The sequence below is a fragment of the Delftia sp. WSY_7 genome, assembly GCF_043104845.1.
In the GTDB taxonomy this organism is placed as follows: domain Bacteria; phylum Pseudomonadota; class Gammaproteobacteria; order Burkholderiales; family Burkholderiaceae_C; genus Comamonas; species Comamonas tsuruhatensis.
This window is the reverse complement of the sequence record NZ_JBICLB010000039.1, coordinates 1-13,434: the sequence shown is the minus strand read 5'-3', so window position 1 is coordinate 13,434 and position 13,434 is coordinate 1. Positions and strand designations below refer to the sequence as shown.

Annotated in this window: 11 protein-coding genes; 7 read left to right on the top strand and 4 right to left on the bottom strand. The window is 69.7% G+C overall.

Annotation, left to right across the window (positions count from 1 at the left end):
• Positions 1-88 precede the first annotated feature (88 nt).
• A complete protein-coding gene (locus ACF8ME_RS21955) occupies positions 89-1,096 on the bottom strand; it encodes an AraC family transcriptional regulator (RefSeq protein ID WP_016454321.1) in 1,008 nt (335 codons plus the stop codon).
• A 162-nt stretch (positions 1,097-1,258) separates the two neighbouring features.
• Between ACF8ME_RS21955 and ACF8ME_RS21950 the strand changes: the two genes are divergently transcribed.
• Genes ACF8ME_RS21950 through ACF8ME_RS21930 form a run of 5 tightly spaced genes read left to right on the top strand, consistent with a single transcriptional unit; the run spans position 1,259 to position 6,284 of the window.
• On the top strand, positions 1,259-2,107 hold the full coding sequence (locus ACF8ME_RS21950; RefSeq protein ID WP_016454322.1) for a TauD/TfdA family dioxygenase: 849 nt from the start codon (positions 1,259-1,261) through the stop codon (positions 2,105-2,107).
• A gap of 29 nt (positions 2,108-2,136) precedes the next feature.
• On the top strand, positions 2,137-3,195 hold the full coding sequence (locus ACF8ME_RS21945; RefSeq protein WP_012203932.1) for a 3-keto-5-aminohexanoate cleavage protein: 1,059 nt from the start codon (positions 2,137-2,139) through the stop codon (positions 3,193-3,195).
• A gap of 14 nt (positions 3,196-3,209) precedes the next feature.
• Positions 3,210-4,178: a tripartite tricarboxylate transporter substrate binding protein gene (locus ACF8ME_RS21940; protein ID WP_026062972.1), complete on the top strand. Its 969-nt coding sequence runs from the start codon at positions 3,210-3,212 to the stop codon at positions 4,176-4,178.
• Positions 4,179-4,217: 39 nt separating this feature from the next.
• Positions 4,218-5,189: a quinone oxidoreductase gene (locus ACF8ME_RS21935; RefSeq protein WP_046988272.1), complete on the top strand. Its 972-nt coding sequence runs from the start codon at positions 4,218-4,220 to the stop codon at positions 5,187-5,189.
• Between the two features lie 12 nt (positions 5,190-5,201).
• Positions 5,202-6,284 (top strand): AraC family transcriptional regulator, encoded by a 1,083-nt coding sequence (locus ACF8ME_RS21930; RefSeq protein WP_392418204.1) that lies wholly within the window; start codon positions 5,202-5,204, stop codon positions 6,282-6,284.
• Positions 6,285-6,288: 4 nt separating this feature from the next.
• Here the strand turns inward: ACF8ME_RS21930 and ACF8ME_RS21925 are convergent, their stop codons facing one another.
• Genes ACF8ME_RS21925 through ACF8ME_RS21915 form a run of 3 tightly spaced genes read right to left on the bottom strand, consistent with a single transcriptional unit; the run spans position 6,289 to position 9,239 of the window.
• Positions 6,289-7,347, bottom strand: coding sequence for a 3-keto-5-aminohexanoate cleavage protein (locus ACF8ME_RS21925; RefSeq protein WP_392418203.1), 1,059 nt, complete (start codon positions 7,345-7,347; stop codon positions 6,289-6,291).
• A gap of 57 nt (positions 7,348-7,404) precedes the next feature.
• On the bottom strand, positions 7,405-8,250 hold the full coding sequence (locus tag ACF8ME_RS21920) for a TauD/TfdA family dioxygenase (protein ID WP_016450763.1): 846 nt from the start codon (positions 8,248-8,250) through the stop codon (positions 7,405-7,407).
• 20 nt (positions 8,251-8,270) lie between these two features.
• A complete protein-coding gene (locus ACF8ME_RS21915; RefSeq protein WP_126312798.1) occupies positions 8,271-9,239 on the bottom strand; it encodes a tripartite tricarboxylate transporter substrate binding protein in 969 nt (322 codons plus the stop codon).
• Positions 9,240-9,486: 247 nt separating this feature from the next.
• Here ACF8ME_RS21915 and ACF8ME_RS21910 point away from each other — a divergent pair, with 247 nt between their 5' ends.
• Positions 9,487-10,707 carry a porin gene (locus ACF8ME_RS21910; RefSeq protein ID WP_016450761.1) on the top strand — a complete coding sequence of 407 codons (1,221 nt, stop codon included), beginning with the start codon at positions 9,487-9,489 and terminating at the stop codon, positions 10,705-10,707.
• 84 nt (positions 10,708-10,791) lie between these two features.
• Positions 10,792-13,326, top strand: coding sequence for an ABC transporter permease (locus ACF8ME_RS21905; protein ID WP_063326993.1), 2,535 nt, complete (start codon positions 10,792-10,794; stop codon positions 13,324-13,326).
• Positions 13,327-13,434 lie beyond the last annotated feature (108 nt).

Sequence of the window (13,434 nt, the reverse complement as noted above, 5' to 3'; positions counted from 1 at the left end):
CCGCGCAGGGGCGGGGTGCGCCGTGGTGGTGCGTCAAGTGCGATCAAGTGCGCCAGGTCCGCCAGGTGCGCCAGGAACGCTGGGTACGTCAGGCGCGAGGCAGTCCCTGCGCGCGGCTGCGCCAGGCCTCGGGCGCGCAACCGAATTGCGCAGCGAACCAGCGCGTGAAGGCGCTGTGGCTGGCATAGCCGAGCATGGCGGCGACCTGGCCCACGCTGTAGTGGGGGTGGTCCAGGTAGCGCAGGGCCAGTTCGTGGCGCACTTCGGTCAGCAGCTCGCTGAAGCTCAGGCCCTCTCGGTCCAGTTCGCGCTGCAGCGTGCGCAGGCTGCGCCCCATGCCCTGCGCCACGCCCGCGCAGGTGGCGTTGCCCGAGGGCAGCAGCAGGTAGATGACCCGGCGCGCCTGATGGCCCACGGAGGCGGCACGGTGGGCCGGCATGGCCTCCACCAGCCGCAGCGCATAGCGCGCCAGCGCGGGGTCGGCCAGCGGGTTGGGCTCGTCCAGGTCGGCGGCGCGGCAGGCGATGCCGTTGAACTCGGCGCCGAACGTGATGCGGCAGCGGAACATGCGGCGGTGCTCGGACAGGTCGGCCGGTGGCGCGTGGCTGAAGCTGACGCCCTGCGGCCGCCAGCGCTCGCGCAGCAATGCCTCGCACATGCGCCACAGCACGCCCATGGCCAGTTCCACGGACTGGCGCATGGCGCCGTGCAGGACGAAGTCCTCGCGCAGGATGACGATGCCCCCTGCATCCTCCAGGTGGATCAGCAGCGATTCGTTGACCAGGTGCATGTGCGCGACCAGCGTGTCCAGCGCATGGCGCAGCGTGGGCTGGTGCTGCAGCAGCAGGCTCACGGCGCCGAAGCTCGACAGCTGGCGGTGCCGGGCCATGCGCAGGCCCAGGGACTCGCAGCCCGTGGACTGGGCCGCGTCTTCCAGCAGGCGCGCGACGATGGCCACGTCGATCAGCTGGTCCTGCTCGCGCAGCAGCGCGGGCCGCAGGCCGGCCTGGCGCAGTGCCTTGTCGGGGTCGCCGCCCAGTTCGCGCATGACGTCCGAAAAATGGGTCAAGGCCGCCGCGCGCACCATGGTGACCATGCTTGCCCTCCTGTCAGTCCGTGGCCTGGTGGCACGAAATGCAAAGAGGATGGCATGGCTTGCAAAGTCCGCGGAACCGGGTTTTCCTACATTGCAGAGACCGGCCCCACGCCGGGCGGACCGTGCCGCCACGGGCCTTCACAACAATGACAGGAGACAGGCATGCGCATAGAGCCCATGACATGCGCCATCGGCGCCGAATTGCTCGGCGTGCGGCTGGCCGACGCGGTGCGCGACGACGCGCTTTTCTCGGAGATCCGGGCGGCGCTGCTGCGCCACAAGGTGCTGTTCCTGCGCGACCAGGGCCTGGCGCGCGCCGAGCATGTGGCCTTTGCGCGGCGCTTCGGCGAGCTGGAGGACCATCCGGTGGCCGGCAGCGATCCCGAGCATCCGGGCCTGGTGCGCATCTACAGGACGCCCGAGCAGCCCAACGACCGCTACGAGAATTCCTGGCACTGCGACGCCACCTGGCGCGAGGCGCCGCCCATGGGCTGCGTGCTGCACTGCGTGGAATGCCCGCCCGTGGGCGGCGACACCCTGTGGGCCAACATGGCGCTGGCCTACGAACGCCTGCCGGACGCCGTCAAGGCGCTGATCGCGCCGCTGCGCGCGCGCCACAGCATCGAATGCACGTTCGGCGCGGCCATGCCCATCGAAAGGCGGCTGGCGCTCAAGGCCCAGTACCCCGATGCCGAGCATCCCGTGGTGCGCACCCATCCCGAGACCGGCGAGAAGGTGCTGTTCGTGAACGGCTTCACCACGCATTTCACCAATTTCCATACGCCCGCCAATGTGCGCGTGGGCCAGGACTTCACGCAGGGCGCCTCCGGCCTGCTGCAGTACCTGATCGGCCAGGCTGCCATTCCCGAGTACCAGGTGCGCTGGCGCTGGCGGGCGGGCAGCGTGGCGATCTGGGACAACCGCGCCACCCAGCACTACGCGGCCATGGACTACCCGCCCAGCCACCGGAAGATGGAGCGCGCGGGCATCGTCGGCACGCCGACCTTCTGAACCACGATCACGACACAAGGAGACATGCCATGAACTTTCTCGACGGCCACCTGTTCCCCGAAAACCAGCAGCCCCTGATCATCACGGCCGCGCCCTATGCGCCCTCGTGGCTGCCCTCGGACTTTCCCGGCGAGATCGCCGTGACCATGGACGAGCAGATCCAGAAGGCCGTGGACTGCTACAACGCCGGCGCCACCGTGCTGCACCTGCATGTGCGCGAGCTGGACGGCAAAGGCAGCAAGCGTTTGTCGAAGTTCAACGAGCTGATCGCCGGCGTGCGTGCGCGCGTGCCCGAGATGATCATCCAGGTGGGCGGATCGATCAGCTTTGCTCCCGAGACGGACGGCGCGGCCGCCAAGTGGCTGTCCGACGACACGCGCCACATGCTGGCCGAGCTGGAGCCCGTGCCCGACCAGGTCACGGTGACCATCAATACCTCGCAGATGAATTTCCTGGAGCAGTTCGATGCGCGCGACATACGCGGCACCTCCATGGAGGACCCGGCCGTCTTCAATGCCTACAGGGAGATGACCGTGCCCGCCCAGCCCGGCTGGGCCGAGGAGCACATCCGGCGCCTGTCCGCCGCCGGCATCCAGAGCGCCTTCCAGTGCTACAACATCAACAGCTTCGAGTCCGTGGAGCGGCTCATGCGCCGCGGCATCTACAAGGGCCCGCTGGTGATGAACTGGGTGGCGATTGGCGGCGGCATGGACGCGCCCAGCATCTACAGCCTGGCCAACTTCGTGCGTGCCGTGCCCGACGGCGCCGTGCTCACGGTGGAAAGCTCGGTGCTCAACGTGCTGCCCGTGAACATGATGGGCATTGCCATGGGCCTGCACGTGCGCTGCGGTACCGAGGACAACCTCTGGAACCAGCGCCGCACGGCCAAGATGGGCACGGTGGCGCAGATCGAGCAGCTGGTGCGCATCGCAGGCGAGTTCGGCCGCCCCATCGCCACGGCGCAGCAGGCGCGGGAGATCTGCCGGATCGGCCAGTTCTACGGCACCGTGGACGAGACGCTGGCGGCCAACGGCTTCGCGCCCAACCGCAACGGCGCCCAGCAGGGGTTTCTGCGCAAGGCCGCCTGAACCGGGAGCCCATGATGCAACGCATGCCCCCCTGGACTGCCATCGCCCTGGCCGCCTCGCTGCTGGCCGGTGGCGCCCACGCCTTCGGCGACAAGCCGGTCCGGCTCATCGTGCCGGCGCCGCCCGGCGGCACCATCGATGTGTTCGCGCGCATCATCAGCGACCAGCTGGCGCAGGAGATACGCCAGCCCGTCATCGTCGAGAACCGGCCCGGCGCCGGTGGCGCCATCGCCGTCAAGCACATGCTGTCCCAGCCGGCCGACGGCAGCACGCTGCTGGTGACGGTGACCAACATCCTCACCGAGGTGCCCCATGTGCTCAAGGTCGGCTTCGACCCCATGAAGGACGTGCGGCCCGTGGCGCAGATGGCGCGCTCGGTGATGCTGTTCATCGCCTCGCCGCAGTTTCCCGCGCGCGACGGGGCCGAGGCCATCGCCTACGTGAAGGCCCACCCGGGCACGCTGTCGTTCGCCTCGTACAGCCAGGGCACGGCCTCGCAGTACGCGGGCGCCATCCTCAACAGAAGGGCCCACCTGGACATGGAGCATGTGGCCTTCCCGGGCTCGGCGCCCGCGCTGGCCCAGGTCATGGGCAACCAGATCCCGCTGATGTTCGACGGATCGGTCACCTCCAAGCCGCTGATCGCGGGCGGCAAGGTCAGGCTGCTGGCCGTGGCCTACAAGAGCCGGCTGCCCGACTACCCGCAGGTGCCCACGCTGGCCGAGCTGGGCTATCCCGAGGTGGATTTCAGCAACTGGAGCGGCGTGTTCGCCTCGGCGCAGACGCCGCGCCCGCTGCTGGAGAAGATCCACGGCGCGCTGGCCCGGGTCAACGCCCGCAAGGCCGTGCGCGAACGCTATGCGGGCACGGGCTTCGAGCCCGTCGAAGGCGATCGCTCGCTGGAGCAGATGTCCACCGACCTGCGCGCCGAGTTCGAGCGCAATGCCGAGATCGTCCGGAACTTCGACATCCGGCTCAACTGATGCAGGGCGCCCCACCCAGGCGCTACACAAGGAGACTCCATGGCAAAGGCCATACGCTTTCATACCACCGGCGGCCCCGAGGTGCTCAGGCTGGAGCATGCCGAGGCCGGCGCGCCGGGACCCGGCCAGGCGCGCGTGCGCCACAGCTTCATCGCCGTCAACTTCATCGACATCTATTTCCGCACGGGCCGCTATCCGCTGGCCCTGCCTAACGGCCTGGGCTCGGACGCCGTGGGCGTGGTCGAGGCCGTGGGGGAGGGCGTGACCGAAGTGCGGCCCGGCGACCGCGTGGGCTACCTCATGGGCCCGCAGGGCGCCTACAGCGATGTGCGCGTGATGCCGGCCGAGGTGCTGATCCCGCTGCCCGACGGCATCAGCGACCGCACGGCGGCCACGCTGATGATGAAGGGCATGACGGCGCAGTACCTGTTCCGCCAGGTCCATCCGCTGCAGGGGGGCGAAACCATCCTCTACCACGCGGCGGCCGGCGGCGTGGGGCTGATCGCCTGCCAGTGGGCGCGTGCCCTGGGCGTGACCATGATCGGCACGGTGAGCACCGACGAGAAGGCCGCCGCCGCGCGCGCCAACGGCTGCGCCCACGTCATCGTGACCTCGCGCGAGAACACCGTCGCTCGCGTGATGGAGATCACGGGCGGCAAGGGCGTGCCCGTGGTCTATGACTCGGTGGGCAAGGACACGCTCATGGATTCGCTGGACTGCCTGCAGCCGCGCGGCCGGCTGGTCAGCAACGGCACCTCGTCGGGCTCGGTCGTGGTGGACTCCCAGCTGCTGGCCTCCAAGGGATCGATCTGGATGACGCGGCCCGCGATGGTGCACTACATCCAGCCGCGCGCCCACATGCTGGAGATGGCGCGCGAGCTGTTCGACCATGTGCTGGCCGGGCGCATCGCCAGCGAGCCCCAGCAAAGCTTTGCGCTGGCCGATGCGGCCCAGGCGCACCGGGCGCTGGAGTCGCGCCGCACCACGGGCGCGACGGTGCTGATTCCCTGAAATGGACCTGCCATGCAGACCCCTGCGCTCCATGCCATCGGCACCGCGGCCGCAGGCCGCAGGCCCGTCACATGCGGTCTGATCCGCAGTGCCAGCCTGCATGGCTATGCCGACCTGGTGAAAAGCCTGGGCCATGATCCCGCCGTCCTTGTGCGCGCGGCGGGACTGTCGGCGCGCCTGCTCGACGACCCGGAGACGCTGATTCCCATCCATGCCGTGCGCGAGCTGCTGGAGGTGGCCGCGCGCACCACGGGAACGCAGGATTTCGCGCTGCGCCTGGCGGCGCGGCGCAGCCTGTCCCACCTGGGCCCCATCAGCCTTGTGCTGCAGCAAGAGCCCACGCCGCGCCAGGCGCTGGACACGCTGTGCCGCTACCTCAAACTGCTGAGTGCAGGCATGTTCGTACGCATCGAGGACGCGGGCTCCGGGGTGCTGGTGCGCCAGGACCTGGTGCCCATCGCGGGCATGGCCATGCGCCAGTCCATGGAGCTGGCGGTGGGCGTGATGTTTCGCGTGCTGCGCGAGCTGATCGGCGCCCAGTGGCGCCCGCAGCAGGTCAGCTTCGTACACCGTGCACCGGCCGATGCGTCGGCCCACCGTGCCTTCTTCGGCGTGACCCCTTTGTTTGACCAGCCTTTCAACGGCATGGTCTGCCGCCTGGCGGATCTGCAACTGCTGCGCGAATGCGGCCAGGCGCAGGGCTCGGGCGTTGCGCGCTTTGCGCGAAGCCATCTGGAGCAGGCGCTGCGCAGCCGGGGCGAAGGCATGCAGGCGGCCTGCAGGGAGCTGATCATTGCATTGCTGCCGGGCGGCCGCTGCACGGCCCAGCAGGTGGCGCGCCACCTGGGAATGGACCGCCGCACGTTGCACCGCCGCCTGCTTGCGGAGGGGCAGACTTTCTCGTCGCTGCTCGACACCCTCCGCAGGGAACTGGTGCTGCGCCATCTGCAAGACGGTGGCCAGCCCCTGGGCGAGGTGGCGGGCCTGCTGGGGTTTGCCGCGCCCAGCGGCTTTTGCCACTGGTTCCGGGCCGCTTTCGGCGCCAGCGTCTCGGACTGGCGCAGGCGGGGGCAGGGACGGGTTGGCGAGGCCTAGTGCGTCAGGCGGTCTTGCGCAGAAATCCCTGGTTGCCGCCGTTGCGGTTGGGCGCGAAGCCGTTGGCCGCCAATGTCTCTTCGGCGGTGTCGTAGAACACGCCAATCTTGCTGATGGCGCGCGCCTGTTGCGCCGTGGCGATGGGGCGGCCGAACTCGCGCGCGATGCGCACCAGCTGTTCGATCTGGGAGACCGTGCTGGCCTTGGCGCTGCGCGACTGGTTCCACAGGCAGTCCTCGGTGCCGCAGCGCACGTGCAGGCCCATGGCGATGCCCATCATGTTCACGGGCAGCACGTTGCGCACATTGCTTTCCACGGTGAGCACGGCGCCGTCGGGCACGGCGCGCACGAAGTGGGCCAGGCTGTAGATGCTGGGCGCGTCCATGCCGCCGCCGATCGCCACCCAGTTCATCACCAGCGGGCCCTTGTAGATGCCCCGGCGCATGAGCCGCTCCACCGACTCGAAGCTGTTGATGTTGTAGCACTGGAAGGCGCTCTGGATGCCGGCGGCGGACAGGCGCCGGATGTGCTCCTCGGCCCAGCCGGGCTGGGCGGGCACGGTCATCTCCTTGTAGGCGTCGAAGATGGCGGGATTCTCGCGCGAGGTGCCCCTGAAGTCCGCGTCCTCGGCCTGCTCCGTCACGTTCATCTGCGAGGTATTGACGGTCACCGTGACCTGGTCGGGCACGGGCTGCAGCTCGGCCAGCATGTGGCGCGTGTCATCGGACAGCCACTTGGCGGCCGCGCCGTCCGTCTCGGGAGCAAAGCTGATCGATCCGCCCACCTGGATGATCATCTCGGGCACGCGCGCACGCACGCCGGCGATCAGCTCGTTGAACTTGGACAAACGCTTGCTGCCTTTGCCATCGAGCTCGCGCACATGCAGGTGCAGCACGGTGGCGCCGGCGTTGTAGCAGTCCACGGCCTTCTGGATCTGCTCGTCCATGGTCACGGGAATGTCTTCGGGGAAATCGCCGGGCAGCCAGCCCGGCGCATAGGGGGCCGCCGTGATGATCAGGGGCTGCTGGTTTTCGGGGAACAGGTGGCCATCGAGAAAATTCATGGGACGCTCCGGTGGGTGGGGGTGAGGGGTGGGTGTGTAAAGAGTCGGTGCAGGGGCTCAGCGCGGGATGTCGCCGACGATGCCCGCGCGCTCCATGCGGCGGGGCGCCGGGTAGTAGTCGTTGAGCGCGTAGTGCTGGGTGCTGCGGTTGTCCCAGACGGCCACGTCGCCGGGCTTCCAGGACCAGCGCACCTGGTATTCGGGAATCGTGGCGCGGCTGATCAGGTAGTTCATCAGCAGCGCGGCGCCGGGCGCCTTGTCTATGCCGTGGCGCACGTTCTCGGGCGTGCTGTAGTTGACGAAGTGGGTGCTGAAGCCCGCGCCCACGAACAGCAGCTTCTCGCCGGTCTCGGGGTGGGTGCGCACCACGGGATGCTCCACGGGCGGGTGCTCGCTGGCCAGCCGCGCGCGCGCCTCGGGCGCCATCACGGCACCGAAGGTGTGCTCTATGCCGGCCTTGGCGCGCAGGCCGTCGATGCTGCGCTTGATGCTCTCGGGCAGCTCCTCGTAGGCCTTGACCATGTTGACCCAGATGGTGTCGCCGCCGATCGGCGGGCACTCTATGCAGCGCAGCACCGCGCCCATGGCCGGGTTGGGGCGCCACAGGCCATCGCAGTGCCAGGTGTTTTCGTAGCTGTGCGGATCGTCGCTGCGGTAGATGCGCACCAGGCCAGGGTGCTCGGGATCGCTGCCTGCCACGGGATGGTCCTCCAGTGGGCCGAAGCGGCTGGCAAAGGCCACATGTTCGGCGCGCGTGATGTCCTGGTCCCGGAAGAACAGCACGCGATGGGTCAGCAGCGCGGCGCGGATGTCCGCGAACAGTGCGGCGTCGCGTGCGGCATCGCCGAGATGGATGCCGGAGATTTCGGCGCCGATGGCGGGGGTGATCTGTCGGATCTGCATGGTCGGTGTTTCCCTGGAAGTCAGTTCGCGGTGATCTGGTATTTCTTCACGATGCCGGCGTTGCGCTCGGACATCTGGCGTGTCTCGCGCTGCAGCGCGGCGGTGTCGGTGAGCACCTCGGGCTCCAGCCCCACGTCGGAGAGCTTTTGCTGCACGGCCGGCGCGCTGGCCGCTTTCCCGATGGCGGCGCGCAGCCGTTCCATGGTTTCGGGCGGCAGGCGGGCCGGCGCGATCAGGCCCACCCAGCCGCGAAACTGCAGCTCGGGGTAGCCGAGTTCGGCGGTGGTCGGCACCTGGGGCAGGTGGCGCGAACGCCGGGGGCCGGAAAACGCGTAGGCACGCAGCTTGCCGGCCCTGATCAGGGGCACCGAGGTCAGCATGCCGTCGAACATGACGTCCACCTGGCCGCCCAGCAGGGCCTGCACGGCCGGCGGCGAGCCCGCGTAGCCCACGTGCTGCAGGTCCAGGCCCGCCTTGTCGCTGAGGATCAGGCCGGCGTAGTGCGACACGGTGCCGGGGCTGTAGCTGGCAAAGCTGGTCTGGCCTTTGCGTGCCTTGAGCTGCGCGAGCAGCTCCTGCATGTCCTGGGCGGGCTGGCTGGCCCCGGCCACCAGCACCACGCCCGAGCGGGCCAGCGAGGCCAGGGGCACCAGGTCCTTGAGCGGATCGAACGGCATCTTGATCACATGGGGGATCTCGGCCAGCAGATTGCTTGCGCCCACCAGCAGCGTCTGCCCATCGGAGGGCGCCTGCAGCAGGGTCTGCATGCCCAGCAGGCCGCCCGCGCCCGGGCGGTTGTCTATCACCACGGCCTGGCCTGTTTCAGACGCGAGCTGCTGGCCCACGACGCGCGCCACGATGTCCATGGTGCCGCCCGGCGGTGCGGGCACGATGAGCCTGAGCGGCTGGCGGCTCCAGGCCGTGCCGGCGATGGCGATGGTGATGGCGCAGCCCGCGAGCAGCGTGGCGATGGCGTGGGGCAGTCTCATATCCGTGTCTCCTTGTTCCGTGTTCTGGCATCCAGTATCGAAAGCCCGCTTTCCCGGGACTTGCCATTGGGGGACAGGCATTTGCCTTGTTGGGACAAATCCATGGCAACCCTGACCAGGGCAACCCGCGCATGTCGTGAATTGCAAAGCCGTTGGCATGAACTGCCAAGAAGCGGCGCGATGGCGTTCCTAGAGTCGATTCGTGGCGCAGGACCGCGCCAGCCCCCACGATGAACAGGAGACCCCCATGCCCCGACTTCACCCCCATCCCTGCGGCCTGCACGCGCTGGGCCTGCTGTGTCTGACAGGCGCGGCCGCCGCCCAGGCGCCCACCTCGGTCACGCTGTTCGGCGTGATGGACGCCGGCATCAGCCGCTACAGCGTGCGCAGCGAATCCTGGGACGCGGGCCCCGCGCGCTCGGCGCGGCAAAGCACCTGGGCGCTGTCGCCTTCGGGCAACCTGGCCAGCCGCATCGGCATACGCGCCAGCGAGGACCTGGGCGGCGGCCTCATGGCCGGCCTGTGGCTGGAGGCGCCGGTGGCCAATGACACGGGCGGCGGCGCGCTCAACTTCGGGCGGCGCGCCACCATCAGCCTGTCCGGGCGCCTGGGCGAGCTGCGCATGGGGCGCGACCACACGCCTTCGTTTCTGAACGACTGGGCCTTCGACCCCTTCACCGTCAACGGCGTGGGCACCAACCTGATCGCCGTGGTCAACAGCAACCTGGCCATCGCCCGCGCGCTGGCCACGGGCGGCCTGCTGGGCGGCGGGCTGTCGGCGGGCACGGACACCTATCTGCGCGCAGGCAATTCCATCGGCTATTTCCTGCCGCCGGGCCTGGGCGGCGTCTACGGGCAGGCCATGTACGCCTTCCCCGAGAACAGCTCGAAGCGGGGGCGCTACGCGGGTGCCCGCATCGGCTGGGCCATGGGGGCGGCCGATGTGGCGCTGGGCTATGGCGAGAACACCCTGGGCACCTCGGGCGCCGGTGCGGAAAAGATCCGCTCGCTGAACCTGGGCGGCTCCTATGACTTCGGCCCGGTCAAGCTGTTTGGAGAGTGGTCCGGCGTGCGCAACGAGCGGCGCGACGCCGGCACGCTGGCCGCGATCAACGACCGCTACCTGGGCGTGCTGGCCGGCGTGAACATCCCCGTGGGCCAGGGGGCGCTGCGCGCCTCCTATGCACGTGTGCAGTTCAGGAATGGCCAGGGCCTGGCCGACGGCGATTCCTCGGTGAACAAGCTCGCCCTGGGCTATGTGCACCCGCTGTCCAAACGCACGGCGCTGTACGCCACGGTGTCACGCATCAGCGTGGGCAACGGGCGCAACAACCCGGGCGTGATGGGCGTGACGCCGCTGGTGGTCAGCAACCCGGCCATCCTGCCCCAGCCCGGCTACCTGACCACGGGCGGCATGCAGCCGGCCGGCGCGCTCGGGCTGGACCTGGGCCTGCGGCTGATGTTCTGAACGGCCGCGCCAATAGTCCTGAACGGCCGTGCCAATAGCCGTGGCGCCCGGGTGCCCATCTTCGCCTGCGCTAATCTGCGCGGCATGAATGGATCTTCTGCATGGACCTTGGGTTGGCGCACCCTGTGGCGCGACCTGCGCGCGGGCGAGTTGCGCCTGTTGATCGTCGCCGTGATGCTGGCCGTGGCCGCGCTCAGTTCGGTGGGCTTTTTTGCCGACCGGCTGCAGGCGGGGCTGCAGCGCGATGCGCGCCAGCTGCTGGGCGGCGACGTGGTCGTGGTCGGCGACAACCCCACGGCGCCGGCCTTTGCCGAGCGCGCACGCGCCGAAGGGCTGCAGGCCCTGGAGACATCCAGCTTCCCGACCATGGCGCGCGCCAGCGACGCGCAAGGCGGCATGAGCCGCCTGGTGGCGCTCAAGAGCGTGCCCGAAGGTTATCCGCTGCGCGGCAGCCTGCGCGTGGCCGATGCCCCCGGCGCGGCCGACCGGGCCACGCGCGAGATACCGGCGCGGGGCGAGGCCTGGGTCGATGCGCCGCTGCTGGAGTCGCTGGGCATAGGCGTGGGGGACATGCTGCTGCTGGGAGACGCCCAACTGCGCGTGGCGCGCATCATCTCCATCGAGCCCGACCGGGGCGCGGGCTTCATGAACTTTGCGCCGCGCGTGATGATCACCTCCGCCGACTTGGCCGCCACAGGCCTGGTGCAGCCGGCCAGCCGCATCACCTACCGCCTGGCCGTGGCCGGCGCGGGTGATGGCTCCGAGGCGGCCGTGCAGCGCTACCGCGTCTGGGCCGAGCAGCAGGCCAAGGCGCCCGGCGTGCATGGCGTGCGCGTGGAGTCGCTGGACAGCGGCCGCCCCGAGATGCGCCAGACGCTGGACCGCGCCGAGAAATTCCTGAGCCTGGTCGCCCTGCTGGCGGCGCTGCTGTCGGCCGTGGCCGTGGCCCTGGCTGCGCGCGGCTTTGCCAACAGCCACCTCGACGCCTCGGCCATGCTGCGCGTGCTCGGCCAGAGCCAGCGGCGCATCGCGGGCGCCTACACCGTGGAGTTCGTGCTGGTCGGCCTGGCCTCCAGCGCCGCTGGCGTGCTGCTGGGCTGGGCCATCCACCATGTCTTCGTGCTGCTGCTGGCCGGGCTGGTGGAAACCGCCTTGCCCGCACCGGGCCTGTGGCCTGCGGCCTTCGGCGTGGGCATGGGGCTGACCCTGCTGCTGGCCTTTGGCCTGCCGCCCGTGCTGCAGCTGGCGCGCGTGCCGCCGCTGCGCGTCATGCGCCGCGACCTGGGCGCGCTCAAGCCTGCCTCGGTGGTGGTGCTGGCCGTGGGCGTGGCAGGCTTTGCGGCCTTGCTGCTGGCGGCCAGCCGCGACATCAAGCTGGGCCTGATCGCCGTGGGTGGCTTTGCCGTGGCCGTGCTGCTGTTCGCGGCACTGGGCTGGCTGGCCGTGCAGGTGCTGCGCCGCCTGGTGCACGAGAGCACGGCGCCGCGCTGGCTGGTGCTGGCCACGCGCCAGATCGCCGCGCGCCCCGCCTATGCCGTGGTGCAGATCAGCAGCCTGGCCGTGGGGCTGCTGGCGCTCATGCTGCTGGTGCTGCTGCGCACCGACCTCATCGGCAGCTGGCGCCAGGCCACGCCGGCCAATGCGCCCAACCGCTTCGTCATCAACGTGCAGCCCGAGCAGGCCGACGGTTTCCGCGCGGCGCTGGACAAGGCTGGCGTCACCTCCTATGACTGGTTCCCCATGATCCGGGGGCGTCTGGTCACCGTCAACGGCAAGCCGGTCAGCCCCGACGACTTCAGCGAAGACCGTGCCAAGCGCCTGGTGGACCGGGAGTTCAACCTCTCCACCACGGCGCAGGCGCCCGCACACAACCTGATCACGGCGGGCACCTGGACGCCTGGCGCCAAGGGTGAGATCAGCGTGGAGGACGGCATTGCCGAGACCCTGGGCCTCAAGCTCGGCGACACGCTGGGCTTCGACGTGGGCGGCGTGCCCAGCGAGGCGCGCATCACCAGCCTGCGCAAGGTGGACTGGGGATCGATGCGGGCCAACTTCTTCGTCATCTATCCCGTGGACCACCTGGACGACGTGGCCGTCAGCTACCTGGCCGCCTACCGCGCGCCGGACGTGGCGGGCTTCGACAACGCCCTGGTGCGCGAGTTTCCCAACATCACCAACGTGGACCTGAGCACCACGCTGGCCCAGGTGCAGCGCGTGCTGGACCAGGTGATACGCGCGGTGGAATTCCTCTTCGGCTTCACCCTGGCCGCCGGCCTGGTCGTGCTCTTCGCTGCCGTCACCGCCACGCGCGAGGAGCGCGCCCGCGAGTACGCCATCATGCGCGCCGTCGGTGCCCAGGCCCGGCTGCTGGCGCAGGTGCAGCGCGCCGAGCTGGCCGGCGTGGGCCTGCTGGCGGGTTTCCTGGCCAGCTGCGCGGCCGGTGCCGTGGGCTGGGCCCTGGCGCGCTGGGTGTTCGAGTTCAACTGGACCGTGCCTTGGTGGGCTCCGCTGGCGGGGGCTGTTGCCGGGGCGTTGCTGGCCTGGATGGCGGGGTGGTGGGCGTTGCGGGAGGTGTTGAGGAGGCCTGTGATGGATACGTTGAGGCAGGTGGCTGAGTAGGTCTTTGGTTTCCGTTGTTTGCCTGGGTCACCATTTTTTGACCCTGCCGGGCGGTTTCTTTTCGAGGCCGGGTCTCGGCCCGGCGGCCGACCTACTTTCTTATCGCGC

Excerpts from the sequence above, each read along its gene's own strand:
- ACF8ME_RS21950 (WP_016454322.1), top strand. The coding sequence starts at position 1,259 with ATGCGCATAGAGCCCATGACATGCGCCATCGGCGCCGAATTGCTCGGC.
- ACF8ME_RS21920 (WP_016450763.1), bottom strand. The coding sequence starts at position 8,250 with ATGCAGATCCGACAGATCACCCCCGCCATCGGCGCCGAAATCTCCGGC.
- ACF8ME_RS21955 (WP_016454321.1), bottom strand. The coding sequence starts at position 1,096 with ATGGTCACCATGGTGCGCGCGGCGGCCTTGACCCATTTTTCGGACGTC.
- ACF8ME_RS21905 (WP_063326993.1), top strand. The coding sequence starts at position 10,792 with ATGAATGGATCTTCTGCATGGACCTTGGGTTGGCGCACCCTGTGGCGC.
- ACF8ME_RS21935 (WP_046988272.1), top strand. The coding sequence starts at position 4,218 with ATGGCAAAGGCCATACGCTTTCATACCACCGGCGGCCCCGAGGTGCTC.
- ACF8ME_RS21930 (WP_392418204.1), top strand. The coding sequence starts at position 5,202 with ATGCAGACCCCTGCGCTCCATGCCATCGGCACCGCGGCCGCAGGCCGC.
- ACF8ME_RS21945 (WP_012203932.1), top strand. The coding sequence starts at position 2,137 with ATGAACTTTCTCGACGGCCACCTGTTCCCCGAAAACCAGCAGCCCCTG.
- ACF8ME_RS21915 (WP_126312798.1), bottom strand. The coding sequence starts at position 9,239 with ATGAGACTGCCCCACGCCATCGCCACGCTGCTCGCGGGCTGCGCCATC.
- ACF8ME_RS21925 (WP_392418203.1), bottom strand. The coding sequence starts at position 7,347 with ATGAATTTTCTCGATGGCCACCTGTTCCCCGAAAACCAGCAGCCCCTG.
- ACF8ME_RS21910 (WP_016450761.1), top strand. The coding sequence starts at position 9,487 with ATGCCCCGACTTCACCCCCATCCCTGCGGCCTGCACGCGCTGGGCCTG.
- ACF8ME_RS21940 (WP_026062972.1), top strand. The coding sequence starts at position 3,210 with ATGCAACGCATGCCCCCCTGGACTGCCATCGCCCTGGCCGCCTCGCTG.